At 64.8% G+C, this 23,801-nt stretch carries 26 protein-coding genes and 1 pseudogene; 12 read left to right on the top strand and 15 right to left on the bottom strand.

What is annotated here, in order from left to right; genetic code table 11:
• The first annotated feature begins 66 nt into the window (after positions 1-66).
• The gene (locus tag AC1TXO_RS07990; protein ID WP_486405811.1) at positions 67-1,038 is read left to right on the top strand and encodes a magnesium and cobalt transport protein CorA; all 972 of its coding nucleotides are present in this window, start codon (positions 67-69) and stop codon (positions 1,036-1,038) included.
• A gap of 45 nt (positions 1,039-1,083) precedes the next feature.
• Here AC1TXO_RS07990 and AC1TXO_RS07985 read toward each other — a convergent pair whose 3' ends face one another.
• Positions 1,084-1,818: an amidotransferase gene (locus tag AC1TXO_RS07985; RefSeq protein ID WP_486405810.1), complete on the bottom strand. Its 735-nt coding sequence runs from the start codon at positions 1,816-1,818 to the stop codon at positions 1,084-1,086.
• A gap of 538 nt (positions 1,819-2,356) precedes the next feature.
• Between AC1TXO_RS07985 and AC1TXO_RS07980 the strand changes: the two genes are divergently transcribed.
• Positions 2,357-3,163, top strand: coding sequence for a cytochrome c (locus AC1TXO_RS07980; protein WP_486405809.1), 807 nt, complete (start codon positions 2,357-2,359; stop codon positions 3,161-3,163).
• A gap of 34 nt (positions 3,164-3,197) precedes the next feature.
• Here the strand turns inward: AC1TXO_RS07980 and AC1TXO_RS07975 are convergent, their stop codons facing one another.
• From AC1TXO_RS07975 to AC1TXO_RS07960, 4 genes are all read right to left on the bottom strand, one after another.
• Positions 3,198-3,530 carry a ribonuclease E inhibitor RraB gene (locus AC1TXO_RS07975; protein ID WP_486405808.1) on the bottom strand — a complete coding sequence of 111 codons (333 nt, stop codon included), beginning with the start codon at positions 3,528-3,530 and terminating at the stop codon, positions 3,198-3,200.
• 183 nt (positions 3,531-3,713) lie between these two features.
• Positions 3,714-3,950, bottom strand: coding sequence for a hypothetical protein (locus AC1TXO_RS07970; RefSeq protein WP_402758005.1), 237 nt, complete (start codon positions 3,948-3,950; stop codon positions 3,714-3,716).
• A gap of 243 nt (positions 3,951-4,193) precedes the next feature.
• The gene (locus tag AC1TXO_RS07965) at positions 4,194-6,272 is read right to left on the bottom strand and encodes an LTA synthase family protein (protein WP_486405807.1); all 2,079 of its coding nucleotides are present in this window, start codon (positions 6,270-6,272) and stop codon (positions 4,194-4,196) included.
• Between the two features lie 153 nt (positions 6,273-6,425).
• A complete protein-coding gene (locus AC1TXO_RS07960) occupies positions 6,426-6,617 on the bottom strand; it encodes a PLDc N-terminal domain-containing protein (RefSeq protein ID WP_486405806.1) in 192 nt (63 codons plus the stop codon).
• Positions 6,618-6,745: 128 nt separating this feature from the next.
• Between AC1TXO_RS07960 and AC1TXO_RS07955 the strand changes: the two genes are divergently transcribed.
• Positions 6,746-7,684, top strand: a complete 939-nt coding sequence (locus AC1TXO_RS07955) for a ZIP family metal transporter (RefSeq protein ID WP_486405805.1) — start codon at positions 6,746-6,748, stop codon at positions 7,682-7,684.
• A gap of 38 nt (positions 7,685-7,722) precedes the next feature.
• On the opposite strand, the gene AC1TXO_RS07950 is transcribed toward AC1TXO_RS07955, so the two are convergent.
• Entirely contained in the window at positions 7,723-8,253 is a 531-nt protein-coding gene (locus AC1TXO_RS07950; protein WP_486405804.1) for a hypothetical protein, read from the bottom strand.
• A gap of 55 nt (positions 8,254-8,308) precedes the next feature.
• Entirely contained in the window at positions 8,309-8,830 is a 522-nt protein-coding gene (locus AC1TXO_RS07945) for an ankyrin repeat domain-containing protein (protein WP_486405803.1), read from the bottom strand.
• Positions 8,831-9,099: 269 nt separating this feature from the next.
• On the opposite strand from AC1TXO_RS07945, the gene AC1TXO_RS07940 reads away from it, so the two are divergent.
• Positions 9,100-9,372, top strand: coding sequence for a DUF3509 domain-containing protein (locus AC1TXO_RS07940; protein ID WP_486405802.1), 273 nt, complete (start codon positions 9,100-9,102; stop codon positions 9,370-9,372).
• Between the two features lie 84 nt (positions 9,373-9,456).
• Here AC1TXO_RS07940 and AC1TXO_RS07935 read toward each other — a convergent pair whose 3' ends face one another.
• The 3 genes from AC1TXO_RS07935 to aroC all read right to left on the bottom strand — a co-directional run bounded on the left by AC1TXO_RS07935 (position 9,457) and on the right by aroC (position 12,353).
• Positions 9,457-9,987, bottom strand: a complete 531-nt coding sequence (locus AC1TXO_RS07935) for a cupin domain-containing protein (protein WP_486405801.1) — start codon at positions 9,985-9,987, stop codon at positions 9,457-9,459.
• Complete coding sequence (locus AC1TXO_RS07930; RefSeq protein WP_486405800.1) at positions 9,987-11,141, bottom strand: MFS transporter; 1,155 nt, start codon at positions 11,139-11,141, stop codon at positions 9,987-9,989. The genes AC1TXO_RS07935 and AC1TXO_RS07930 overlap by 1 nt, the downstream gene beginning before the upstream one ends.
• 120 nt (positions 11,142-11,261) lie before the next feature.
• Entirely contained in the window at positions 11,262-12,353 is a 1,092-nt protein-coding gene (aroC, locus tag AC1TXO_RS07925; RefSeq protein ID WP_486405799.1) for a chorismate synthase, read from the bottom strand.
• 122 nt (positions 12,354-12,475) lie between these two features.
• Here aroC and AC1TXO_RS07920 point away from each other — a divergent pair, with 122 nt between their 5' ends.
• Both AC1TXO_RS07920 and AC1TXO_RS07915 read left to right on the top strand, forming a co-directional pair.
• The gene (locus AC1TXO_RS07920) at positions 12,476-13,447 is read left to right on the top strand and encodes an alpha/beta hydrolase (RefSeq protein WP_486405798.1); all 972 of its coding nucleotides are present in this window, start codon (positions 12,476-12,478) and stop codon (positions 13,445-13,447) included.
• A 139-nt stretch (positions 13,448-13,586) separates the two neighbouring features.
• Positions 13,587-14,369 (top strand): hypothetical protein, encoded by a 783-nt coding sequence (locus AC1TXO_RS07915; protein ID WP_486405797.1) that lies wholly within the window; start codon positions 13,587-13,589, stop codon positions 14,367-14,369.
• Between the two features lie 36 nt (positions 14,370-14,405).
• Here AC1TXO_RS07915 and prmB read toward each other — a convergent pair whose 3' ends face one another.
• Complete coding sequence (prmB, locus tag AC1TXO_RS07910) at positions 14,406-15,314, bottom strand: 50S ribosomal protein L3 N(5)-glutamine methyltransferase (RefSeq protein ID WP_486405796.1); 909 nt, start codon at positions 15,312-15,314, stop codon at positions 14,406-14,408.
• A gap of 176 nt (positions 15,315-15,490) precedes the next feature.
• Here prmB and AC1TXO_RS07905 point away from each other — a divergent pair, with 176 nt between their 5' ends.
• The 5 genes from AC1TXO_RS07905 to AC1TXO_RS07885 all read left to right on the top strand — a co-directional run bounded on the left by AC1TXO_RS07905 (position 15,491) and on the right by AC1TXO_RS07885 (position 18,211).
• Positions 15,491-16,081 carry a cysteine hydrolase family protein gene (locus tag AC1TXO_RS07905; RefSeq protein WP_486405795.1) on the top strand — a complete coding sequence of 197 codons (591 nt, stop codon included), beginning with the start codon at positions 15,491-15,493 and terminating at the stop codon, positions 16,079-16,081.
• A gap of 79 nt (positions 16,082-16,160) precedes the next feature.
• A complete protein-coding gene (locus AC1TXO_RS07900; protein ID WP_486405794.1) occupies positions 16,161-16,481 on the top strand; it encodes a hypothetical protein in 321 nt (106 codons plus the stop codon).
• 106 nt (positions 16,482-16,587) lie between these two features.
• Positions 16,588-17,148: a Smr/MutS family protein gene (locus AC1TXO_RS07895; protein WP_486405793.1), complete on the top strand. Its 561-nt coding sequence runs from the start codon at positions 16,588-16,590 to the stop codon at positions 17,146-17,148.
• Between the two features lie 69 nt (positions 17,149-17,217).
• Positions 17,218-17,763 (top strand): GTP cyclohydrolase I FolE, encoded by a 546-nt coding sequence (gene folE / locus AC1TXO_RS07890; RefSeq protein ID WP_486405792.1) that lies wholly within the window; start codon positions 17,218-17,220, stop codon positions 17,761-17,763.
• Between the two features lie 76 nt (positions 17,764-17,839).
• Positions 17,840-18,211 (top strand): glutaredoxin family protein, encoded by a 372-nt coding sequence (locus tag AC1TXO_RS07885; RefSeq protein WP_486405791.1) that lies wholly within the window; start codon positions 17,840-17,842, stop codon positions 18,209-18,211.
• Between the two features lie 18 nt (positions 18,212-18,229).
• Here the strand turns inward: AC1TXO_RS07885 and AC1TXO_RS07880 are convergent, their stop codons facing one another.
• A complete protein-coding gene (locus AC1TXO_RS07880) occupies positions 18,230-18,832 on the bottom strand; it encodes a glutathione S-transferase family protein (RefSeq protein ID WP_486405790.1) in 603 nt (200 codons plus the stop codon).
• A 141-nt stretch (positions 18,833-18,973) separates the two neighbouring features.
• On the opposite strand from AC1TXO_RS07880, the gene AC1TXO_RS07875 reads away from it, so the two are divergent.
• A complete protein-coding gene (locus AC1TXO_RS07875) occupies positions 18,974-20,164 on the top strand; it encodes a benzoate/H(+) symporter BenE family transporter (protein WP_486405789.1) in 1,191 nt (396 codons plus the stop codon).
• Between the two features lie 113 nt (positions 20,165-20,277).
• On the opposite strand, the gene AC1TXO_RS07870 is transcribed toward AC1TXO_RS07875, so the two are convergent.
• From AC1TXO_RS07870 to AC1TXO_RS07860, 3 genes and pseudogenes are all read right to left on the bottom strand, one after another.
• Positions 20,278-20,985 carry a methyl-accepting chemotaxis protein gene (locus AC1TXO_RS07870; RefSeq protein ID WP_486406813.1) on the bottom strand — a complete coding sequence of 236 codons (708 nt, stop codon included), beginning with the start codon at positions 20,983-20,985 and terminating at the stop codon, positions 20,278-20,280.
• A 204-nt stretch (positions 20,986-21,189) separates the two neighbouring features.
• A pseudogene (locus AC1TXO_RS07865) lies at positions 21,190-21,366 on the bottom strand (hypothetical protein); the annotation flags it as partial.
• 971 nt (positions 21,367-22,337) lie between these two features.
• Positions 22,338-23,735: an aminotransferase-like domain-containing protein gene (locus AC1TXO_RS07860; protein ID WP_486405788.1), complete on the bottom strand. Its 1,398-nt coding sequence runs from the start codon at positions 23,733-23,735 to the stop codon at positions 22,338-22,340.
• Positions 23,736-23,801: the final 66 nt, after the last annotated feature.

Below are 23,801 nucleotides of genomic sequence, written 5' to 3'. Positions count from 1 at the left end.
GGCGCTTGCGGTGCGCGGCGCCACGGCCCAAGCTGTGCGGGTGTCCAACCGAAAAAGCAGGCAACCATGGGTCGAGTCGTCGCAGCGGCGGTGTACAGCGCCGGGAGAAAGGTCACCAACATCAGCCTCGACGAAGGCAGCGAGTGGGCGCGCAAACCTGGCCACTTCGTCTGGATCGGCCTGGAGGAACCCAACGCCCAGGAACTGGCCAACCTGCAACGCCAGTTCGGCCTGCATGAACTGGCCATCGAAGATGCGCTGGAAAAGCACAGCCGGCCCAAGCTGGAGACCTTCGGCGACGCCCTGTTCATCGTCACCTACTCACCGGTGCGTCACGAGGGCAAGCTGGAGTTCATCGAGACCCACATCTTCGCCGGCAACGGCTACATCATCACCTGCCGCAACGGCCACTCGAAATCCTACGCCCTGGTGCGCCAGCGCTGCGAAGCGCGGCCACTGCTGCTCGAACACGGCGAGGACTTCGTGCTCTACGCCCTGCTCGACTTCGTCACCGAGAACTACCAGCCGGTCAGCGAGGCAATCCACGGCGAGATCGAAGAGCTGGAGCAGAGCGTGCTCAGCGGTTCGCTGCAGGAGCAGGACATTCGCCGCCTGCACAGCCTGCGCCGCGATATCCTGCGGCTTCGCCGCTACGTGGCACCGATGGTGGAGATCGGCGAGGAACTGCAGCGCCTGAGCTTTCCCTTCATCGACAAGAACATGCGCCCGTACTTTCGCGACGTGCAGATCCACGTCACGCGGCAGATGGAAGACCTGGTCGGGATACGCGACATCGCCAGCCAGACCATCGAGATCGGCATGCTGCTGGAGTCGTCACGCCAGAGCATCGTGCAACGCAAGTTCGCGGCCTGGGCGGCGATCCTGGCCTTCCCCACCGCCATCGCCGGGATCTACGGGATGAACTTCCAGAACATGCCCGAGCTGGGCTGGCACTACGGGTACTTCGTGGTGCTGGGGGTGATCGGCGCAGGGTGCGCAGGACTCTATGCGAGCTTCAAGCGCTCGGGGTGGTTGTAGAGGGGCGCAATACCGCGCCGCGACAAGCGCGACGCGGTACCAGGGTCAGGCCGCGCTCTGCCGGCCCTTGCGTGGCTGCTGGATGAACCGCAGCATCCACTCGCCGACCAGATCACCCTGATGGTCGGTGGCAAGGCTTGCCACCGCCTTGTGATACACCTCATCCCCCAGGACGTCCTGGCGCGCATCGAGCAGCGCACGGGAGTAATCGTGGACAAACTCCGGATGCCCCTGGAAGCACAGCACCTGGTCACCCACGTGATAGGCGGCATTCGGGCAGAAGTCGCTGGAGGCAATCAGGGTTGCGCCCTTGGGCAACTCGGTGACCTGGTCCTGGTGGCTGATCAGCATGGTCAGCTCGGTCACCTCGGGGTCCATCCCCGGCGCATGGGCCGCCAGGCTGTAGCGATGGATGCCCAGCCCCCAGCCACGGTCGGCGCGCTCGGCCTTGCCGCCGAGCACCAGTGCCAGCAGCTGATGACCGAAACACACACCCAACAGCTTCTCGCCACGCTCATAGAGCTTGAGCAGGTAGGCCTTGAGGGTCTGGATCCACGGATCGCTACCGAACGAGTCCGCCTTGCTGCCGGTCACAAGGTAGGCATCGAAGGTTTCACCGTCGGGTGGGTAGTCGCCGTTCATCACGTTGTAGACGCGAAACTCGGCGGCGATCGGCTGACGCGAGAACAGCTGCTCGAACATCCTTCCGTAGCCCTGGTACTGCGCGGTCAGCTCCGGTCGCAGGACATCGGTTTCAAGGATGCAGATGCGTAACGACATAGGAATAGTCCTGAACGACATGTGATGGAAACTGATGTAGAGACTGACGCGAAAGACACGTACAAGCAAGAGGTGTGCACTGACGAACGGTCGCTGTACAGCAGGCCCCGGCCCGGCATCCACGACGCGTCTAGCCAGAGCATGCCAGCTAAATGGCCAGTGGCCTCATAACGTTCGGAAATTTCCGCTTCAGCGGTTAGAACAAAGGGTTCTCAAACAAGGGTGATGTTCGCCCTACTGTTGGGTGTAGACACATCTGAAAGAGGCAATCAACAGCGGCGTTCACTCGCCCGTTCGAACGCCACAGTGATCGACCCGACACGAGACAAGGAAGCCAACGGCTATTCAGGAATAACAACAAGAAGGCGGTCCGCCATGTTCAGACACTCGAAGCTACGCCAAGCCGGACTCATACTCTTCGCCACCACATTGCTGCTGATCCTGCCGAACCTGACGCGCTTGTTCGGCTGACGACAGCGGTGGCATTCACCGGCTGCACAAGGGTAATCTGCCGACCTTCCGGGGTTGGAGATCATTCATGCGCCATTACCTGAGCCTGCTGTTGCTGCTGCTCAGCCTGCCGTTGGCGGCTGCGCAGCTGACGCTGGAACTGGGCAGCGGCCAGCATCGTCAATGGCAGAGCGCAGAGCTGCTCGAGCATCCCCAGGCGCGTGACATCGACATCCCGCAGGATGTCGCCTACAAGCGCGCGATGCATTACCGCGCCGTACCGCTGGCGACCCTGCTCGAAGGCATCAAGCCCGGCGACCACCTGCAAGCGGTGGCGCTGGATGGCTTTGCCGCAGAAATGCCCGCCGCCCCACTGCTGCAGCAAGGCCCGGCACGCGCCTGGGTCGCCGTGGAAGACCCGCGTCATCCTTGGCCTGCACTGGCACCGGACAAACCCGGTGCCGGCCCGTTCTACCTGGTCTGGACCGATCCTGAAGCAAGCGGCATCCGCCCTGAACAGTGGCCCTACCAGATGGCGTCCATCCGCCGCCTGGCGCCGGTCGCCGAGCGCTTCCCCGCCTTGCTGCCAGCGCCGGGGCTGCCTGCACAGGACCCGGTGCGCCAGGGCTTCGCCCTGTTCCAGCAGAACTGCCTGGCCTGTCATCGCCTCAATGGCGCCGGCGATGCCCAGTTCGGGCCGGACCTGAACCTGCCGCACAACCCCACCGAATACTTCCAGCCAGGTTACCTGCGCCAATACATTCGCGACCCGCAGAGCCTCAGGCAGTGGCCGCAGGCGCGCATGCCGGGCTTCCCGAAGGCGGTGTTGAACGATGAGGAACTCGATGCGTTGATCGCCTACCTCGGACACATGGCCGGGCGACGACCTCGATGAACGTGCGCGGGGCCGCCAAGCAGCCCCGAACGCCTCAGGCGATAAGCCTTTCCTGCTTGACGCCCCAGCCCTCGACCTCGCCGCCCAGCGGCACGATCACCGCCTCGAACGCTTGCTCGAAAGCCCCGATCCCTCGGTAGGTGGCGTACATGACCTTGCTCAGTTCCAGGTGCCAGGCGCCGTCATCGCGCTCGCGTACCTGGGCATTGATCGACTCTCCGCGGAATTGCCCCGCGGCCCGGCGTGCCCTGACTTCGTCCGGAAAGGTGGCGTAGAACTCGATGGGATGGATCCGGGTGAAGTCGAAACCACCCGCTTTCATCTGGCGAAGCACGCTGCTGCTGATGTCTTCGTTCTGGCTGCTCATGAAACGTCCTCCTGAAAACCCAAGGGATAGACTTTCCGTGCACTACGCACCTGCCAGCGGCCCGCTGGGGGCCTGGCAGTTCGAGCTGATGCAAGACGCGACTGAAAACGGCACCGCCCCGCAGAAGAGCGATGCCTCTGTCCAGCGTAGTGCCAGTAGCGGCACCTTGCCAGTGGACGGCGCTCAGGGCGCCTCGTGGATGGTGGTGATGATCACGCCGTTCTGCTCCTTGAGCCACAGCGCCGTGGGAGAAGGCTTGCGGTCCTGGAAATCGTTGAGGTCCAGTTCATCCATGAGCGGAAACAGCTTGGAGCGGATCGCCCGCGCGGCATCTTCTTCGCTGGGCAGGTGCTCGCTGGTGAGCAGCAGGGACTGCGGTACGCCCTTCTGGTCAGCAAAGATGACTTCCCACTCTTTCATTGATCGACCCTCTTGCAAGCACAGCCGTGAGTGATATCCGTACTTAGCTGACCATGCAGGCAGGCCGACGTTCAGCGTGGCTGGCCGGCGAGGATGAAGATTTTGTCAGCCGGCGATCACCCAGGGCCTGGTCGCGCCCTGCGCCCCTTTCACGGCACAAGGCCGCTCCCTCACGGCCCGCGCGAGCCCATGAAGGCTGGCTTGCGCGGTCAGTGTGGAAGCGGCCTCGTACGCGGGCAGCCGTTACTCAGGCTTGCCGTGAATCACACCGGCGGTGTTGTCCAGCAGGCTCTTGGTCGCCGTCTGGATGTAGGCCTCGAGATTCTTGAGCATGGCCGGCTGCTCAGGGCTTTCGATCAGCTCGGCCTTGAACTCGCGACCCAGCTGGTAGCGGTACAGGCGCGGGGTCATGTCCTTGGATTCGATGAGGATGTGATCGCCCTGGACCAGGCCGACGATCTGCTCGCTGCCCGAGGGTTTGATCATGCCCACGCCCTGGTCACCGGCCGGCAGGTTGAGCAGGTCGCGGCCCCAGCACTGGTGACGGGTCTCGCCACCCAGGCGACCCATGATGGTCGGCACGATGTCGACCTGGGTACCGACGGTGTGGCTGACCGCACCGAACTTGTCCTGGATACCCGGGGCGATCAGCAGCAACGGCACGTTGAAGCGGCCCAGATCCAGCTCGGTGACCTGCTGGTGGTTGCCGAAGCCGTGGTCGCCGACGATCACGAACAGCGTCTCCTTGAAGTACGGTTCCTTGCGCGCCTTCTCGAAGAACTGCCCCAGCGCCCAGTCGGAATAGCGCATGGCAGTCAGGTGCTCGTCAAGCCGGCCCTGGCCTGTGACCTTCTCCACCGGCAGGTCCTTGGGCAATGCATAAGGGGTGTGGTTGGAGAGGGTCTGCAGCAAGGCATAGAACGGCTTCTTGCCGTAGTTGTGCGCCAGTTCCTGGTTGGCACGATCGAACATGTCCTGGTCGGACACACCCCAGGTCGGGTCGGAGAACACCGGGTTGACGAAGTCGTTGCGGCCGATGAAGGTGGTCATGCCCTGGTTGCCGAAGAACCCGGACTGGTTGTCCCAGGCGAAATCGCCGTTGTAGACGTACACATCATCGTAGTCACGGGCGCTGAGCAGCGCCGGCAGGCCCGAGAGCTTGTGGCCACCCTCGGGGGTCTGCATCAGGTATTCGAAGCCCGGCAGGTTGGGGAAGCACGCCATGGTGGCGAACATGCCCTGGTGGGTGTGGGTGCCGTTGGAGAAGAAGCGGTCGAACAGCAGACCCTCCTTGGCCAGCTTGTCGAAGTACGGGGTGATGTTGTTCGGGCTGCCCAGCGCGCCCACGGAGTGGCCGGCGAAGCTTTCCATGAGGATCACCACCACGTTCTTGATCGGCAGGGTGTTGCCGGCCGGTGGCACGAAGTCGCGACGGATCGCCGCCTGGTCGGCATCGACCAGCGTGTCGTTGGGGGTCAGCAGCAGGTCACGCACGCTCTGCTGGGCGACGCCGGTTTCCAGCACGGGCTTCCAGATGTTCGCGCGGTCTTCGCCGAAACGGCTCTTGGCCGCGTCGATCAGGGTCAGCGTACCGTTCAGGCCCAACTGGTTGACGAAGTTGGAATCGGTGGTGAAGGCATCGCCCCAGCGCATCGGCGGCCCCTGGCGCAGGGTGCCACGGGCGGCGACCACCGCCACCAGCAGGATGACCATGAACACCGCCAGGCGTCCGTACCAGGGTGCGACGCGGCGCTGCCCGACGAGCTGGCCACTGCCCTGGCCGCCGCGGGTCAGGCGGTCGATACCTTTGAACAGCAGGCTCAGCAGCCAGGTGCCGACCAGCCACGCCAGCAGGTAGCGAACCACCGGGAAGCCGTACCAGAGCATGCTCATGACGGTCTTGGGGTCTTCCTGGATGTACTGGAACACCAGGCCGTTCAGGCGCTGGTGGAACTCGCGGTAGAAGTCCATTTCCATCAGCCCGAGGAACATCACGATGCTCGAGGTGACGGTCAGCCAGAAACGGAAGAAGCCACGCCGGGCCATGGCCCACGGGCTGTTCATGGCCAGCAGCAGCGGAATGCTCAGGTACACCACCACCCGCAGGTCGAAACGCAGGCCGTTGATGAAGCCTTCGGCCACCGTCGCATAGGGGGTGTCGCCGATCATGTCGCTGTTGTAGACCAGCAACGCCAGCCGCACCAGGCTGAGCATCAGCATGATCAGCAGCGCGCTGAGCAAGGTATAGGCGAGGTGCGATTTCAGGGTCGGCGAGAACGGTGCCGACGAGGCCCGTTGCTTCAAGGCATCCGTGTTGGCCATGAAAGGGAGGATCCTAGGGTTTCAGGGGTTGGAAAAAGGCGCTGACGCGGCCTCGCAGTCCTGTGCCGGACCATCGCCGGCAAGGGCCCATACATTAAATGTGCGGCGCGGAGTTTGGTTAATGCTGTGTGAAAATTTTGTCACGATGGACGGTCAGAAGCGCAGGTTCCCCCGTGGGCCGGCGATGGCCCAGATGATCAGGCCCAGCACCGGCAACAGCAGGATCAGCAGAATCCACAGGATCTTGATTCCCACCTCGCTGCCGCTCTTGAGTACGTTGAGGATCGCCCAGATGTCCAGGGCAAGGATGATCAAGCCGACCAGGCCATTGAAGGTGGACCCCATGCTGCAGCTCCTGCGTGTGTATTCATGTGGCTGAGCATAGTCGGCTATAAGGGCGATAGAAGGGAATCCTTAGCCGGCGCCACGGGTCACTGGATAGACTGCAGTCATTCACCGCTTTCGAGGTTGCCATGCCCCCTGCCCATACCCACAGTGCCACACCACCCTCGCTGTTCGATGCCTGGCGCCAACAGGTCCTGAACACCCCCTGGCTCAGTGCGGGCCTGGGGCTGAGCTTGCTGGCGATCATCTTCCTGCTGGGCGCCAGCCTGTGGAATGCGGTCAACGGCGACCATTCGCAAAACCTGCACCTGGCGGTGCTCGGTGGGTTGTCGGGCTTCGGCGCCACGGCGCTGGGCGCGGTGCTGGCCGTGGTGCTGCGTGATGTCAGCGCACGCAGCCAGGATGTGATGCTCGGCTTTGCCGCCGGGATGATGCTCGCCGCCAGCTCGTTTTCGCTGATCCTGCCGGGCCTGGATGCAGCCCGCGAGATCACCGGTAGCGGTCCGGCGGCCGCCGCCGTGGTGGTCCTGGGCATGGCCCTGGGCGTGTTGCTGATGCTCGGCCTGGACCGCTTCACCCCGCACGAGCATGAAAGCACCGGACGCTGCGGCCCTGACGCCGAGCGCATCAACCGGGTCTGGCTGTTCGTGCTGGCGATCACCCTGCACAACCTGCCCGAGGGCATGGCCATCGGCGTGAGCTTCACCAACGGCGACATGAGCATCGGCCTGCCGCTGACCAGCGCCATCGCAATCCAGGACATTCCCGAAGGCCTGGCCGTGGCCATGGCCCTGCGTGCCACGGGGCTGTCGAATTTCAAGGCGGCGCTGGTGGCGATCGGCTCGGGCCTGATGGAGCCGCTGGGTGCGGTGATCGGCCTGGGCATCTCCACCGGCTTCGCCCTCGCCTACCCGATCAGCATGGGTCTGGCGGCCGGGGCGATGATCTTCGTGGTGTCGCACGAAGTGATTCCGGAAACCCACCGCAATGGCCACCAGACCTCGGCCACGCTGGGGCTGATGGGCGGCTTTGCGGTGATGATGTTCCTGGATACTGCGCTGGGCTGAACGGTCGCTGCAGGCGTCAGCTGCAGCGCACCGATGGGTCAGACATGTACCGCGACCTTCAAGGCTTCCAGTGCAGGTTCCACCTTGATGCCCAGCTCGGCGCCCAGCTCCAGCACACGAGCCAGGTCCTGCTGGCCGACCATCACCATCTGCAACTCATCGTCGAGCAACTGGCTGAAGTTCAGCAGCACGTAGCCGCCGGCCTCTTTGTTCAGCGCGCCCATCTGCACCTGGATGCGATTGAGCGCGGTCAGCGGCTCGGTGCGCGCCAGCTGCTTGGCCTTGAGCGTAAAGGGGACGCTCTTGTCGAACGAGTCGCTGATGGCCTGGAACAGGTCCTGGTAGCTGTCGGCCTGGAACACCACGGTGTCCGGCAGGCTGCCGAGCACGACCCATTCGCCCAGCGGGATCGGGAAGCTGTCGTCGTAGTTGATATCGGGGTTGGCGGCCAGGAAGGCCGCAGGGTCGGCGTAGGCCTGGGCGGCCTCGTCGGCGATGCGCTCGATGTCGTCCTCGCGCAGGCAGCCGGCGCCGATGAGGCTGATGAATTCGAGCAACTGGTTTTTCATGGGGGGCCCTGCTTGGCGAATGGCGAAAAAGGCGCCAAGGATACCCCCCGGGGTGTCAGCCGGCCAGCGCCTGCAGGCGGGCGGCCGCTTCACTGGCGCCCATCATCTGCGCCGCCACCAGCGCGGTGGCGCCGCGGGCGTCCTGGCGCGTCGGGTCGGCGCCCTGGGCCAGCAGGTAGTCGAGAATCTCGCCACGGTTGAACATCGCCGCCAGCATCAACGCAGTACGGCCATCCACGGCTGCGGCATCCACCGGCACACCGTGCTCCACGAACAGCCGGATCATGTCCAGGTCACCCTTGAAGGCCGCACCGGCAATCGGCAGCTGGCCGTTGTCATTGGCAATCAAAGGGTCGGCACCATGGGCCAGCAGCACTTTCACCGCCTCGTGATGACCGTGGTAGCTGGCCAGCATCAGCAAGGTATCGCCCTTGTGATTGCGCAGGTTGGCCTGCAGGCCGCCGTCGAGCAAGCGCTCGAGCATCGCCGCGTCACCGCGGCGGGCACGGTCGAACACTTCTTCGGCGAACGCGGCGGATTCTTCTGCGGTCATGGCGACGGGCTGTTGGTCGAACATCTGGAACCTCCTGGCATGTTTGATGACCCAATTTTCTGTCAGGCCAGCGCTGCCCGGCAAAGGTTCAGATTCTATGAGCCCGAAAGGCGGCGTCTATGACCTTGCAAATTGCACTGTGCAAATTGCACGACCATGCACAATGCACGGGGGAGAAATGTAGATAGCAACTTAAACTATTGATTTATAAGAATTTTATAATAAGACACAGTTTGGCACGGTCACTGCAACCATCAACTCATGTCTGCCAAACCTACACGTCAGGAGTTGATATGGACCTCATCCAGGAAAAATTCGCCTCGGTCTTCGCTGCCTACCAGGTCGACACCAAATCCCGTCCGGATGGTGGTGTTCTGCTGACCCTGCGCGCCGCCGACGGTACCGTGACCCGCCGCGTGCTGTCCTATGCGCAACTGCACAGCGCCGAACAGCTGTCCTGGGCGATCAGCGCCATCCGCCGCGACCTGGCCGAGCAGGCCAGCGAATTGCCGGTGATCTCCATGCTGCAAAGCCAGCAACGTTTTGCCCTGCCGACCTATCGTTGACAGAGGCTGCCGTCTCGCGGGGCAATCCTCCTTCCACGAAAGGATTCTGTGGGAAGAGGATTGCCCCGCGATCCATTCACGACCTCACAGCTCGCTCATTCCGGCATATTCGCGGGCCTGTGCGTCACCGGTGAAACGCACGCCCTGCGGCGAGCCGAACAACTGCACAGCCAGGCAGAACGGCGTATCCCCCAGGTCGATCCAGCGCCGCGTCGCCGCTGGCACCACCACCACATCGCCCTGTTCGCACAGCACCGCGAACACCTGCTCGCCCAGGCGCAGGCTGAGCTGGGCGCGACCACTGATCAGCGCGAATACCTGAACGGCGTCATGCACATGCTCCTCGCGCAGGTCATTTTCCTGCGCCTGCCCACCGTCGCAGTCGAGTAGCGCCAGCGCCTGGCAGCCATGCTCGGTCATCAATGCATCGATCCAGCCCCCCGCCTCGTCATGCACCTGCGCCTGGGCATTGCCCGGGCGAATGCGCAGCCCGTGCGGGCGGCGGGCGAATTGCACGCCCTGCTCGGCCAGGGTCGCGGCGATGTCTTCGTGGTGGGTCAGCACCTTGTTCGGCAGCTGTGGGCTGCTGGAGTGGAAAACGCTGAGAATGCTCATCAGGGGCTGTTCCTGGTCTGTTGCGAACGAAGGGCAATGATAACGGCTGCCGCCAAGGCTGCGACGCTTGCCATACCAAAGGTGAACTGCGGGCCGAGCCATTTCCAGCTGTAGCCCGAATAGAGCGCGCCCAAGGCACCGCCGGTGCCGGACAGCGCTGCATACAGCGCCTGGCCCTGACCCTGTTGACGCGCGCCGAAGCTCGACTGCACGAAGGCGATGGAGGCGGCATGGAAGCAGCCGAAGGTGGCCGCATGCAGCAACTGGGCGAAGATCAGCACCGCCGGAATCTCGGCAAGGCTGCCCAGCAGCAGCCAGCGCAGCGCCGCCAGCAGGAAACTCACCAGCAACACGCGGCGCACCGGGAAGCGCGCGAAGATGCGGCTCATCAGCATGAACATCAGCACTTCGGCAACCACCCCCAGGGCCCACAGCAGGCCGATGGCGCCGCGGCTGTAGCCCAAGTGCTCCAGGTGCAGGGTGAGAAAGGTGTAGTACGGCCCATGGCTGAGCTGCATCAGCGCCACGCACAGGTAGAACGAGAGAACGCCCGGCGCCGCCAGTTGCTTGAGAAAGCCCCCCGCCGCAGGACGTTCAGCATGCTCGACCGGCTGCGCGTTGGGCACCCACAGGCTGGCGACGACGATGCCGGCCATGATGCTGACCATCGCCAGCGGGTAGATGTCCAGGCTCAGCCATTCGAACAGGCGCCCCAGGCCGACCACGGTGAGAATGAAACCGATCGAGCCCCATAACCGCACCTGGCTGTAGCGTGAGGTCTGCCTGTGCAGGTGGGCCAGGGTGATGACTTCGAACTGCGGCAGTACCGCGTGCCAGAAGAACGCGTGCAGCGCCATGACCAGCGCCAGCCAGGCGTAGCTCTTGGCGAAGAAGATCAGCGAGAAGGTCGCCAGCGTGCACAGCGCACCCAGGCGCACGATCAGCAGGCGGTGGCCGCTGCGATCACCCAGCCAGCCCCACAGGTTGGGAGCGATGCAGCGCATGAGCATGGGGATCGCCACCAGCTCGCCGATGCGTGCCGGGGAAAAGCCCAGGTGGTCGAAGTAGAGCGCCAGGAAGGGGGCTGTGGCACCGAGCAGGGCGAAGTAGCAGAGGTAGAAGCTCGACAGCCGCCAGTAGGGAATGGGGTGCATGAGAGGGCCTTGTGGGGACCTGTACCGGCCTCTTCGCGGGCAAGCCCGTTCCCACAGGGATCGCATGTGGCACTCCTGTGGGAGCGGGCTCGCCCCGCGAAGGGGCCGGTTCTGGCTGAATCAGAGCTGGCCCAGCACCGGGGTGTCGACCTTCACATCGGCGTTCTGCGCACGATGACGCAGCAGGTGGTCCATCAGCGCGATCGCCATCATCGCCTCGGCGATCGGCGTGGCACGGATGCCCACGCACGGATCGTGACGGCCCTTGGTGACGACATCCACCGGGTTGCCATCGACATCGATGGAGCGCCCCGGCACGGTGATGCTCGAGGTGGGCTTGAGTGCCAGGTGAGCGACAATGGGCTGGCCGGAGGAAATGCCACCAAGGATGCCGCCCGCGTTGTTGCTGAGGAAGCCTTGCGGGGTCAGTTCGTCACGGTGCTCGCTGCCGCGCTGGGCGATGCTGGCGAAACCGGCGCCGATTTCCACGCCCTTGACCGCGTTGATGCTCATCAGGGCATGGGCCAGTTCGGCGTCGAGGCGGTCGAAGATCGGCTCGCCCAGGCCCGGCATGACGCCCTCGGCGACCACGGTGATCTTCGCGCCGACCGAATCCTGGTCGCGGCGCAGTTGATCCATGTACGCCTCGAGCTCAGGGACTTTGTCCGGGTCGGGGCTGAAGAAGGCATTCTGCTCGACGCTGTCCCAGGTCTTGAAGGGGATTTCGATCGGACCCAGCTGGCTCATGTAGCCGCGCACCTGGATGCCCTGGGTGGCCAGGTATTTCTTGGCGATGGCACCGGCCGCCACGCGCATGGCGGTTTCGCGCGCCGAGCTGCGGCCACCGCCACGGTAGTCGCGGATACCGTACTTGTGGTGGTAGGTGTAGTCGGCGTGTGCCGGGCGGAACAGGTCCTTGATCGCCGAATAGTCCTTGGACTTCTGGTCGGTGTTGCGGATCAGCAGGCCGATCGAGCAGCCGGTGGTGCGGCCTTCGAACACGCCGGAGAGGATTTCGACTTCGTCGGGCTCCTGGCGCTGGGTGGTGTGACGGCTGGTACCGGGCTTGCGACGGTCAAGGTCGTGCTGCAGGTCGGCCAGGGAGATCTCCAGGCCCGGAGGGCAGCCGTCGACGATGGCGACCAGCGCAGGACCATGGCTTTCGCCTGCGGTGGTGACGGTGAACAGCTTGCCGTAGGTATTGCCGGACATGGACGCTCCGCGAAAATCAGCCTGAACTTGAAAGAGGCCGCCAGTATACGGAAAGCCGCGGGTTTGCGAAAAAAATCACGAGAACCTTCGTTTGCGCCACAGGTCCAATCGAACATCTCCCCATGCAGTATCCGAAGATGCGCATCGTCGCCCTGCTCCTGCTGTTCTGCGCAAGCCTGGCCCAGGCCGCCGCCCCCACCGTGCTCAAGCATCCCATCGACCTGGACACCGGCCACGGCGTGCTGCACGGCAGCCTGCTGCTGCCGCTGCAGGACACCCCGCCACCGGTCGCGCTGATCATCGCAGGCTCCGGCCCCACCGACCGCGACGGCAACAACCCGGCCTCCGGGCGCATCGACAACCTCAAGCGCCTGGCCCAACTGCTGGCCAGCGAACGGATTGCCAGCGTGCGCTACGACAAGCGTGGCGTCGCTGCCAGCCAGCCGGCGGCACCCGACGAGCGCGACCTGAGCGTCGAGGGCTATGTTGCCGATGTCGTGGCATGGGCGCACAAGCTGCAGGCCGACCCGCGTTTCGGCCCGGTGATCCTGATCGGCCATAGCGAAGGCGCCCTGATCGCCAGCCTTGCCGCCCGGCAAGCCGGGGCCAGTGCGGTGATCACCCTGGCCGGCAGCGGTCGGCCGATCGCCGATGTACTGCGCGAACAGCTGGCGCAGCGTCTGTCGGCGGCGCAACTGGCACGCGGCAACAGCCTGCTCGACCGCCTGCAGGCCGGGCAGACCAGCCTCGACGTGCCGGCGCCGCTGCGCGAGGTATTCCGCCCGACCGTGCAGCCGTACCTGATTTCGCTGTTCCGCCAGGACCCCGCCGCCGCCTTCTCGCAGTTGCAGGTTCCGGCGCTGATCGTCCAGGGGCGCAACGACGTACAGGTCGAGGTCGATGATGCCGAGCGCCTCAAGGCAGCCAAGCCGGACGCGGAACTGGTGCTGATCGACGGCATGAACCACATGCTGCGCATCAGCCCGCGGGCGATGAGCCAGCAGCGCGAGAGCTACAGCAATCCCGACCTGCCCCTGGCCCATGAGCTGGGCGAGCGGATCGTCGCCTTCATCCACCGCGTGCAATCCGCCTGACACCTTTACCCCTCAGGTCTTGCCCGAAGCTGCCGATAACGCAGGGCAAGAGGCGGTGATGGCAGACAGCCTTGTCGCGCAGCGGCCGCTGCGCGCAGGCCCATGACATCACCCGGCCCGTGCACTTGAGGATTGCCTGATGACCGATGCCCCCGCCGCCGAGGCGACCGAAGAACAACCGCCCGAAAGCGCCCCGCTGCCCTGGGCGGACCTTGCCCCCGAGCATTTCCAGCTGCTGCGCCTGGCGCCGTTGCCAACCGACCGCAACAGCGGCGCGCGACCGCTGCGCTTCGTCCAGTTCGGCCATGCCGAGCGTCACGACAAGGCCGGCAGCCTGCTGCGCATGGAGATCCTGTTGCCGGGCCAGAAAGTGCGCAAGGAACAGAATCACCTCGACATCCGGGTCGATCATGAACAGCGGCTGGTGCGCATCGGTGACGAAGCCGGTCTGCAACTGGAGCCGCTGAACCGCGGTCTCGGCCGCTATCTGCTGGCCCAGGCGGTGCAGTGGCTGCAGCGCAAGTGGTCGCACTACCGGGTCGAAGGCATGGCCCTGCCGAGCAAGGACGCCCTCAACGAAGACTCGCGCCTGCGCCGTGATCACGTGCTGCGCAGCGTGGGCCTGGAAGTGGAGTATGCCGACGGCCAGATGCTCAAGGCCCGTACCGTGGAGACCCCGGTCGGCCAGCTCAAGGGCACCTGGAGCAGCGAGAAGGTGCAGCGTGTCGACATGCTCGAAGCCGCGACCATGCTGCAGCAGGCCGAACAGAAACTGCAGGAGAAGGAAGCGCAGCTGCGCGAGCGCGACGAGCGCGTGGCCAAGTACCGCCGCGAAGACAGCGGCCTGCGCTTCACCATCACCTGCCTGGTGGCCTTTGCCGTGTTCCAGGCCGGGCTGCTGATCTGGATCGCAACCCGCTGACCGGCCGTCGCGGGGCAGGCCCCGCGACCTGACGCCTTACACGCGTGAGGCGAACAGCTCCTGGTGGTCACGGCACTGCTGCGCAGTCAGCATGAACACGCCGTGCCCGCCACGCTCGAACTCCAGCCAGGTGAAGTCCACTTCCGGGTACAGCCCTTCGACGTGCACCTGGCTGTTGCCCACCTCGACGATCAACAAGCCCTTCTCGGTCAGGTGATCGGCCGCCTCTGCGAGCATCCGCCGCACCAGGTCCAGGCCATCGTTGCCACAGGCCAGGCCCAGCTCGGGCTCGTGGTGGTACTCGGCCGGCATGTCGGCAAAATCCTCGGCATCGACATACGGCGGGTTGGACAGGATCAGGTCGAAGCGCTGGCCCGGCAGGCCGGCAAAGCCATCGCCCTGTACCGTGAACACACGCTGGTCGAGGCCGTGGCGCTCGATGTTCTGGTTGGCCACTTCGAGGGCCTCGAACGACAGGTCGGCCAACACCACTTCGGCGTCCTGGAACACGTCGGCGGCCACGATGCCGATGCAGCCGGAACCGGTGCACAGGTCGAGGATCCGCGCGGGCTCGCTGGCCAGCCAGGGCTCGAAGCGCTTTTCGATCAGTTCGCCGATGGGTGAGCGCGGCACCAGCACGCGTTCGTCGACGATGAACGACATGCCGCAGAACCAGGCTTCACCCAGCAGATAGGCGGTCGGCACACGCTCTTCGATACGGCGCTTGAGCAGGTGCTGCAGACGCACCCGCTCGTCATCCTCCAGCTGGCAGTCCAGGTAGCTGTCGGCCACTTCCCAGGGCAGGTGCACGGCACCGAGCACCAGCAGGCGGGCCTCGTCCCAGGCATTGTCGGCGCCATGGCCGAAGAACAGCTCATGCTCATGGAAGCGGCTGACGGCCCAGCGGATGTGGTCGCGCAGGGTGCGCAGGCGGGATGTGATCACGGAGTACTCCTTTTCAGACTGGGCGAAAGTCTAACAGTCCACCGGCTGAAATGTTCCATCGGATGCCGCCTGGCTAGCCACAGGCCAGTAATCACGCTGTCTGCGTTGTCAACCATTCACATTGGCGCCGAGGCAGGGGAGAATAGAGGGATAAAAGCCCTTCCAAGGAGCCCTTGATGTCCGTTCCAACCACGATGTTCCGCCTCACCGGCCGCGACTACCCGCCGGCCCGGCTGAGCCAAGCCAGTTTGATCGTCATCGACGCGCAGAAAGAGTACCTGAGCGGTCCGCTGGCGCTGTCGGGCATGGACGAGGCCGTGGCGAACATTGCCAGGTTGCTCGAGGCTGCCCGCCAGGCCGGTCGCCCGATCATCCACGTCCGCCACCTGGGCACCGTCGGTGGCCGCTTCGACCCGCAGGGGCCGGCCGGCGAGTTCATCCCGGGCCTGGAGCCGCAAGGTGACGAGATCGTCATCGAGAAGCGCATGCCCAACGCCTTCAAGAACACCCAGCTGCACGAAACATTGCAGCGCCTCGGCCATCTGGACCTGATCGTCTGCGGCTTCATGAGCCATTCCAGCGTCAGCACCACCGTGCGCCGCGCCAAGGACTATGGTTATCGCTGCACCCTGGTCGAAGACGCCTCGGCCACCCGAGACCTGGCGTTCAAGGATACCGTCATCCCGGCCGCGCAGATCCACCAGTGCGAAATGGCCGTGATGGCCGACAACTTCGCCTGCGTCGCCCCGACCTCCAGCCTGATCTGACGCGCAACCGCCCGGCAGCCGGGCGGAACCCAAGGGGCAGGCGCAGGTCGAATTCCGGATACCCAACGAGGAACACGGAATGAAGCTCAAAGGCAGTTTCGATGCCAAGCGCCTGCGCCCGCGCGAACCGAGCAACTGGGGCGCGCGCCTGGCGGCCGGCCTGTCCGCCCTGCTTGCCACCCTGGGCATTCTCCTGGCCATGGCCGGCCTCGCCGGCCTGCTGGGCAACTACCAGGCCTTGGCCGAACTCAATGCCAACCGTCCCCTGTCGGCCATTCTCACGGTGGTCGGGTTGCTGATGCTGTACCTGGGTGTGCGCTTCTGGCGGCGCAGCCGCATCCGCCTGCGCCGTGGGCGGGAGCTGAATCTGTCACCGCACCTGATGAAGAAACATGATTGAGCTTCTGCCAGGGCGGGTCCCTTCGCGGGCAAGCCCGCTCCTGCAGGTCCGCTGCTGACTACGCAGGGTCGATCGCGTAGAATACGCCGCCCACGTGGAGGCACACATGCAAGACGACGACTTTTCCCTCTTCCGCAGCGAGGTGCGCGGCGTCAAGCCGATCGCCCACGACCGCGCCGAAGTCGGCAAGCCCAAGGCAGACCGCAAGCAACTGGACGGCCTGCGCCAGGCAGCCACCGTGCGCAGCGACCAGCCCCTGGTGGTCGACGGCATGTCGGACCAGTTCGTCATCGACGTCGGCGCCGAAGACGAACTGATGTGGCGCCGTGACGGCGTGCAGGAAGGCCAGATCCGCAAGCTCAAGCTCGGGCAGATCGCCTTCGAGGGCAGCCTCGACCTGCATGGCATGACGGTCGAACGCGCACGCGAGACGCTCTGGGCCTTCATCGCCGAAGCCACCAAGCTGGAAGTGCGCTGCGTGCGGGTCACCCACGGCAAGGCCGCGCGCCTCGACGGCAAGCGCCCGATGATCAAGAGCCACGTCAACACCTGGCTGCGCCAGCACCCGCAAGTGCTCGGTTTCGTCTCCTGCCAGCCACGCCATGGCGGCACCGGCGCGCTGTACGTGATGCTCAAGCGGACCATGCTCGACGGTCGCGACGAGTGACATCACGCTTGCAGCGCCGCGTTTGCCGCCGTAACCTTCGTTTTTGCGTTTTTTCCCACAGGTAGATCCATGTCCCTGGAACAGAACTACACCGCGATCCTCAGCCAGATCGGCGAGGACGTCTCCCGTGAGGGCCTGCTCGACACGCCCAAGCGGGCCGCAAAGGCCATGAAGTACCTTTGCCGCGGTTATGAACAAACCCTGGAAGAAGTCACCAACGGCGCGCTGTTCACGTCCGACAACAGCGAAATGGTGCTGGTGCGCGATATCGAGCTGTACTCGATGTGCGAACACCACATGCTGCCGTTCATCGGCAAGGCCCATGTGGCCTACCTGCCCAAGGGCAAGGTGCTGGGGCTGTCCAAGGTGGCACGGATCGTCGACATGTATGCGCGTCGCCTGCAGATCCAGGAAAACCTCAGCCGCCAGATCGCCGAGGCGGTCGAGCAGGTCACCGGCGCCGCTGGTGTTGCGGTGGTCATCGAAGCCAAGCACATGTGCATGATGATGCGCGGGGTCGAGAAGCAGAACTCGAGCATGATCACTTCGGTGATGCTCGGCGAGTTCCGCGCCAACGCCGCCACGCGCAGCGAATTCCTCAGTCTGATCAAGTGATCGGACCGTGCGCCAGGCCGGCCCCTCGGGGTCGGCTTTTTATTTGCCGTTTTGCACTACAGATCAGGAGTTGCCCATGATCGTCAAAGCCCTGCGGGTCGGCCTCGGCCAGCTCATCGTGTTCGGCGACTGGATCAGCCGTCCGGCCAAACGCAAGCGCGACGCCGCCGCCCAGGCCGAGGTCGAGCAGCAGGCCAAGGGCCTGGCGCTGTACCAGTTCCACGCCTGCCCTTTCTGCGTCAAGACGCGCCGCGCCCTGCACCGTCTGAACGTGCCGGTCGCCCTGCGCGATGCGAAGAACGACCCGCAGCACCGTCAGGCGCTGCAGGAAGGTGGTGGTCGGGTGAAGGTGCCGTGCCTGCGTATCGAGGAACAGGGCAAGGTGACCTGGATGTATGAATCCAAAGCGATCATCGGCTATCTGGAAAACCGCTTCGGCGCGGTCTGAGCGCGGCTACAGCAGGGATCAATCCACCATCGGCACATGCTGCGGATGGCTCGCGACCCGCTCCAGCCAAGCCCTCACCGCCGGATACTCGGCCAGGTCGAAACCGCCCTGCTGCGCCACGTGGGTGTAGGCATACAACGCCACATCGGCGATCGAGTACTGCTCGCCCACCAGGTACGGCGTCATCTGCAACTGGCGCTCCATCACCTTCAGCGCCTTGTAGCCACCCTTGTGCAGCTTGCGGTACTCCTCGAGGCGCTCGTCCGGCAGCCCAAGGTAGAACTGGATGAAGCGCGCCACCGCGATATAGGGCTCGTGGCTGTACTGCTCGAAGAACTGCCACTGCAGCACCTGGGTGCGCAGGCGCGGCTCGGTGGGCAGGAACTCGCTGCCATCGGCAAGGAAGTTGAGAATCGCGTTGGACTCCCACAGGCAGGAACCGTCCTCGAGCTCCAGCACCGGCACCTTGCCGTTGGGGTTCCTGGCCAGAAACTCGGGGGTTTCGGTCTCGCCCTTGAGAATGTCCACCGGATGCCATTCATAGGGACGGCCAAGCAGGTTCAGCATCAACTTGACCTTGTAGCAGTTACCCGACTGGTAATCCCCGTAAACCTTGTACATTGCCCCTCCCCTCCTGTGCAGTTGCAGGTCAGCGCCCAATAGTTGGGGACTGTACGGCCAAATGCAATGGTCGCTGTATGGCAAACATCGGCGCCGCCCGCGTTAGGCTGCAAAAAAGTCTACATGCACAAGGAATGCACCATGACCGACGCTACGTCCACGCGCCTGCGTCCGCTGGCGGACAGCTCGCCCTCGGCAGTGGTCGCCGGCTTCATCGCCATGCTCACCGGCTACACCAGCTCACTGGTGCTGATGTTCCAGGCCGGACAGGCCGCCGGGCTGACCAGTGCGCAGATTTCCTCATGGATCTGGGCGCTGTCGATCGGCATGGCAGTGTGCAGCATCGGCCTGTCACTGCGCTATCGCACCCCGATCACCATTGCCTGGTCGACACCCGGGGCGGCGCTGCTGATCACCAGTCTTGGCGGGGTCAGCTACGGCGAGGCCATCGGTGCCTACATCACCTGCGCCGTGCTGGTACTGATCTGCGGGCTGACCGGCAGCTTCGAGCGCCTGGTACGGCGGATTCCGGCATCACTGGCCTCGGCCTTGCTGGCCGGGATCCTGTTCAAGATCGGCAGCGAAATCTTCGTCGCCGCCCAGCACCGCACCCTGCTGGTGCTGGGCATGTTCTTCAGCTACCTGCTGGTCAAGCGCCTGTCGCCGCGCTACTGCGTGCTGGCTGCACTGGTGGTCGGCACGGCGCTGTCCGGTGCCTTGGGGCTTCTGGACTTCAGCCACTTCAACCTGGAAGTGGCCCGCCCAGTGTGGACCACGCCGAGCTTCTCGTTGGCAGCGACCATCAGCATCGGCATCCCGCTGTTCGTGGTGGCGATGACGTCGCAGAACATGCCCGGGGTCGCTGTGCTGCGCGCCGACGGCTACCAGGTACCGGCCTCGCCGCTGATCTCGGCGACCGGCCTGGCCTCGCTGCTGCTGGCGCCGTTCGGTTCGCATGGGGTCAACCTGGCGGCGATCAGCGCGGCAATCTGCACCGGCCCGCACGCCCATGAAGATCCAGCCAAGCGCTACACCGCGGCGGTCTGGTGCGGGATCTTCTACGGCATTGCCGGGGTGTTCGGCGCCACCCTGGCGGCGCTGTTCGCGGCGCTGCCAAAGGAGCTGGTGTTGTCGATCGCGGCTCTGGCGCTGTTCGGCTCGATCATGAACGGGTTGAGCGTGGCGATGAGCGAGGCGCGGGAGCGTGAGGCGGCGCTGATCACCTTCATGGTGACGGCCTCGGGGCTGACGTTGTTCTCGATCGGCTCGGCGTTCTGGGGGATCGTGGCGGGGGTGATTACCTTGATGATTCTGAGCCCGCGCAAGGGGTAAAGGCTATCGGTTGCCTGCATCAGTCTCTTCGCGGGCAAGCCTGCAGGTACAGCGCAGGCATTGAATGCTGCTGAACCTCTGTGGGAGCGGGCTTGCCCGCGAAGAGGCCAGCCTCATCCCAAGCGGAAATGCCCAACCATGCCCTTCAATTCATCCCCCAACTGCGCCAGCTCCACACTCGACCGCGCATTGTCCTGCATCGCCAGCGCCGCCTGATCCGCGCTGCCGCGAATCTGCGTGACGCTGCGGCTGATCTCCTCGGCCACCGAGCTCTGCTGCTCCGCCGCCGCCGCAATCTGCTGGTTCATCTGCTGGATCAGCGATACCGCCGAAGCGATGCTGCCCAACGCGCTTTCGGTGTGCAGCGCATCGGCCACGGCCATGCGCACCAGCTCGGTGCTGCCGCGAATCTGCGCCACTGACTGCTGGGCATTGCCGCGCAGGCTGGCCACCAGGCGCTCGATCTCCTCGGTCGACTGGCGGGTCCGCCGCGCCAGCGCCCGCACCTCATCGGCGACCACCGCGAAGCCACGCCCCTGCTCACCGGCACGCGCTGCCTCGATCGCCGCGTTGAGCGCCAGCAGGTTGGTCTGCTCGGCGACACTCTTGATCACCTCCAGTACATCGCCGATGGTGTGGATCTCGGCGCTCAGGCTGTCGATGCCGGCGCTGGCGGTTTCCGCAGCCTCGGCCAGTTGCTCGATGCGCTGCATGCTCTGGCGCACCACCTGCTGGCCGGACTCGACCCTGTCGTCGGCATCCTGCGCAGCCTGCGCGGCTTCCTCGGCATTGCGCGCCACATCGTGCACGGTGGCGGTCATCTGCTGCATGGCGGTGGCGACCTGCTCGGTCTCCTCCTTCTGGCTGCCGACCTCGCGGTTGGTCTGCTCGGTCACTGCCGACAGCGCCTGGGCATTGCCGGCCAACTGCTCGATGCCTTGCTGCAAACCACTGACGATGCCCGACAGCCCGGCAGCCATCTGCTGCATGGCCAGGGTCAGTTGCCCCACCTCGTCCCGACCGGCCACCTGCGCCTCGATAAGCAGGTCTCCCGCCGCGATGCGCTGGGCGCTGGCGATCACCCGCTTGAGCGGGCCGACCACGGCACGGGTGATCAACCAGGCTGCAACGATACCCACCAGCAAAGCCAGGGCCGTGGCGATGGCGATGGCCAGCGCGTTGCGCAGCAGCTCCTGGCGCATCGCTTCCTGCTGCGCGGCATAGGCCTGGTCGACCCGCGTGGTGACCTGCTCGGCGCTGGCCTGGAGCTGGGTCTTGGTGCCCTGCTCCTTGGCCAATTCGTCGGTGTATTCGTTGAGTTTGTCGGAGAAGGTCGCGATATGCCCGGCGACCTCGGCCAGCACGCCCTGGTAGCCCGGGTCGGTGACTGCCGTCTTGAGCTGGTCGACCAAGCCCGCCGCCTCGACGGTCTGCGCAATGCGGCCTTGGGCCACCGCCTCATCACCTTTGCGCCCCTGCTCCAGGCGCACCCGCGCCTCGTCCATTGCCTGCAGCATCAAGCGCGAGACCTGCGCCACCTGCGCCGCCTGGTCGAGGAACTCGCTGCCCTGCTGGCCCTGGGACTGCTTGAGGGTATAGGCGCCATCGTCCGCAAGGCCCGCCTGCAGCACATCGAGGTTGTTGGCGACGCTGGAAACCGACCAGCCTGCCGTGTCCAGCGCCAGCTCCTTGGCCTGCACCGCCTCGACGAAGGCATCGAAGGCCCTGCCATAAGCCTCGAGATCGGCCGTGCCAGCGGCCAGCCCGGGCAGGCCGCGCAGGCGTTCGAGCAACGCCTGCAAGCCCGCACGCAGGGCCTCGGCCTCCTTGACGTCCGAGCGCAGGGCGAAGGCCTGTTCATGCTGACGCAGGCGCAGCAGTTCCGTGTTCACCTCGCCCATCTGGCGCAGCCCGTCGAAACGCTGGCCGACATTGTGCAAGGCATACACACCGATGGCCGCGACCGCCAGGGTCAGCAGCAGCACCAGGGCGAAACCCAGGCCCAGCTTTCGGGCCATGCCCAGGTTGGCCAGACTACCGCGCTTGGTCGACTCCATCGCCGCTCCCCTCGCCCATGCAGGTGTTTGCGAAGGGTCAAGAGTGACAACCGGGCCGGCACGCTAACAAGGCCTTGACGCCAGAATGGTGTCAAATAGCTATGACCCTGTCGCTTTCAGCTAACTGCAGGTCGCCCTGCGTGCGCGAAGAAGGCCTGGGCGCGGATGTCCTGTCCGTAGGCGACATTGATTCGCAGCCAATCGCTATCAGCACCCTGATAGTCGAAGGCGCTGCCGGGGGTGAGCAACACCGAATGTTCCAACGCCAGGCGGTCCAACCAGGCGAAATCCCGGCCTGGCACCCGCGCCCAGACGAACATACCACCGTAGGGTTCACAGAACACCTCCCAACCAAAGGCCTCCAACTGCCCCAGCAACTTGGCCATGTGCTGGGCCAGGCGCAGCCGCAAGCGCTGCACGCTCTTGCGGTAGCTGCCGTTGGCGAGCATCTGCCCGATCACCTGCTCGACGAAGCGCGAGGTGCCGATACCGGTCACCATCTTCAACTGCGCCAGTTGCGCGATCAGTTCGGCGTCGGCGGCGATGTAGCCGACCCGCAGGGCGCTACTCAGGGTCTTGGAAAAGCTGCCCAGGTAGATCACCCGCTGCTCGCTGTCCAGGGTCGCCAGGCGCGTCGCCGGCCCATCCTGGAAATCGGCGTAGATGTCATCCTCGATGATCCACAGGTCATGCTCGCGCGCCAGTTCCAGCAGGCGGTAGGCAGTCTTGGGGCTGAGGCTGGTGCCGGTGGAATTCTGATACAGGCTGTTGACGAACAGGCAACGCGGACGATGCTCGGCCAGCAGCCGCTCGAGCGCTTGCACGTCAGGCCCTGTGGGTGTGCGCGGCAACGGCAGCATGCGCACCTGGTGCTGGCGCAACAGGGTGAACAAGTTGTAGTAGCCGGGGCGTTCGACGATCACGGTGTCGCCGGGCTTGAGCAGTGTGCGCACCAGCAGGTCGAGGCCATGGCTGCCGCCCTGGGTGGTGAGGATCCGCTCGGGCGCGCTGGCGATATCCAGCTGCGACAGGCGCTTGTGCACCTGCAGGCGCAGGCTGCCCAGCCCCAGTGGCGGGCAGTAGCGGAACATGTCTTCGGGGTCGCCACGGCTGACCTGGCGTATCGACTGCGCCAAGGCTTCGCGTGCATGCCAGGCGCTGGGCAGCCAGCCGCAACCGAGCTTGAGCAGGGTCTCGTGACCCTCACCGAACTGCCGCCAGCTGCCGTCGATGGCGTCTCCCCAGGCAACGGCATCCTCCTGGATCAGCCCCGGCTTGCGTTCGGCAACGAAAAAGCCGGCACCGTGGCGCGCCTCCAGCCAACCCGTGGCTACCAGCCGGTCGTAGGCGTCGATGACGCAGGACTGGCTGACCTCCAGGTTGCTCGACAAGGAGCGGATCGACGGCAGGCGGGCGCCGGGGCGCAGGCGCTGGGTCTCGATCCAGGCTCGCAGATGCTCGGTGAGCTGTTGAACCAGAGGGGTGCTGCTGAGGCGATCCAGAGGAATATGCATGGCCAGGTGTTTGCTGTTTTCGAGGGAACAGTTAAGCACAAATGCCGAAAATGTGTGCCTTGTCGC

It is taken from the genome of Pseudomonas sp. FA117 (assembly GCF_057370475.1).
The sequence above is the reverse complement of the archived record's forward strand: the minus strand, read 5'-3'. Positions and strand labels throughout refer to the sequence as shown.

Coding starts and splice junctions, on each gene's coding strand:
- AC1TXO_RS07990 (WP_486405811.1), top strand. CDS start 67: ATGGGTCGAGTCGTCGCAGCGGCGGTGTACAGCGCCGGGAGAAAGGTC.
- AC1TXO_RS07985 (WP_486405810.1), bottom strand. CDS start 1,818: ATGTCGTTACGCATCTGCATCCTTGAAACCGATGTCCTGCGACCGGAG.
- AC1TXO_RS07980 (WP_486405809.1), top strand. CDS start 2,357: ATGCGCCATTACCTGAGCCTGCTGTTGCTGCTGCTCAGCCTGCCGTTG.
- AC1TXO_RS07975 (WP_486405808.1), bottom strand. CDS start 3,530: ATGAGCAGCCAGAACGAAGACATCAGCAGCAGCGTGCTTCGCCAGATG.
- AC1TXO_RS07970 (WP_402758005.1), bottom strand. CDS start 3,950: ATGAAAGAGTGGGAAGTCATCTTTGCTGACCAGAAGGGCGTACCGCAG.
- AC1TXO_RS07965 (WP_486405807.1), bottom strand. CDS start 6,272: ATGGCCAACACGGATGCCTTGAAGCAACGGGCCTCGTCGGCACCGTTC.
- AC1TXO_RS07960 (WP_486405806.1), bottom strand. CDS start 6,617: ATGGGGTCCACCTTCAATGGCCTGGTCGGCTTGATCATCCTTGCCCTG.
- AC1TXO_RS07955 (WP_486405805.1), top strand. CDS start 6,746: ATGCCCCCTGCCCATACCCACAGTGCCACACCACCCTCGCTGTTCGAT.
- AC1TXO_RS07950 (WP_486405804.1), bottom strand. CDS start 8,253: ATGAAAAACCAGTTGCTCGAATTCATCAGCCTCATCGGCGCCGGCTGC.
- AC1TXO_RS07945 (WP_486405803.1), bottom strand. CDS start 8,830: ATGTTCGACCAACAGCCCGTCGCCATGACCGCAGAAGAATCCGCCGCG.
- AC1TXO_RS07940 (WP_486405802.1), top strand. CDS start 9,100: ATGGACCTCATCCAGGAAAAATTCGCCTCGGTCTTCGCTGCCTACCAG.
- AC1TXO_RS07935 (WP_486405801.1), bottom strand. CDS start 9,987: ATGAGCATTCTCAGCGTTTTCCACTCCAGCAGCCCACAGCTGCCGAAC.
- AC1TXO_RS07930 (WP_486405800.1), bottom strand. CDS start 11,141: ATGCACCCCATTCCCTACTGGCGGCTGTCGAGCTTCTACCTCTGCTAC.
- aroC (WP_486405799.1), bottom strand. CDS start 12,353: ATGTCCGGCAATACCTACGGCAAGCTGTTCACCGTCACCACCGCAGGC.
- AC1TXO_RS07920 (WP_486405798.1), top strand. CDS start 12,476: ATGCAGTATCCGAAGATGCGCATCGTCGCCCTGCTCCTGCTGTTCTGC.
- AC1TXO_RS07915 (WP_486405797.1), top strand. CDS start 13,587: ATGACCGATGCCCCCGCCGCCGAGGCGACCGAAGAACAACCGCCCGAA.
- AC1TXO_RS07905 (WP_486405795.1), top strand. CDS start 15,491: ATGTCCGTTCCAACCACGATGTTCCGCCTCACCGGCCGCGACTACCCG.
- AC1TXO_RS07900 (WP_486405794.1), top strand. CDS start 16,161: ATGAAGCTCAAAGGCAGTTTCGATGCCAAGCGCCTGCGCCCGCGCGAA.
- AC1TXO_RS07895 (WP_486405793.1), top strand. CDS start 16,588: ATGCAAGACGACGACTTTTCCCTCTTCCGCAGCGAGGTGCGCGGCGTC.
- folE (WP_486405792.1), top strand. CDS start 17,218: ATGTCCCTGGAACAGAACTACACCGCGATCCTCAGCCAGATCGGCGAG.
- AC1TXO_RS07885 (WP_486405791.1), top strand. CDS start 17,840: ATGATCGTCAAAGCCCTGCGGGTCGGCCTCGGCCAGCTCATCGTGTTC.
- AC1TXO_RS07880 (WP_486405790.1), bottom strand. CDS start 18,832: ATGTACAAGGTTTACGGGGATTACCAGTCGGGTAACTGCTACAAGGTC.
- AC1TXO_RS07875 (WP_486405789.1), top strand. CDS start 18,974: ATGACCGACGCTACGTCCACGCGCCTGCGTCCGCTGGCGGACAGCTCG.
- AC1TXO_RS07870 (WP_486406813.1), bottom strand. CDS start 20,985: ATGACCGCCACCGTGCACGATGTGGCGCGCAATGCCGAGGAAGCCGCG.
- AC1TXO_RS07860 (WP_486405788.1), bottom strand. CDS start 23,735: ATGCATATTCCTCTGGATCGCCTCAGCAGCACCCCTCTGGTTCAACAG.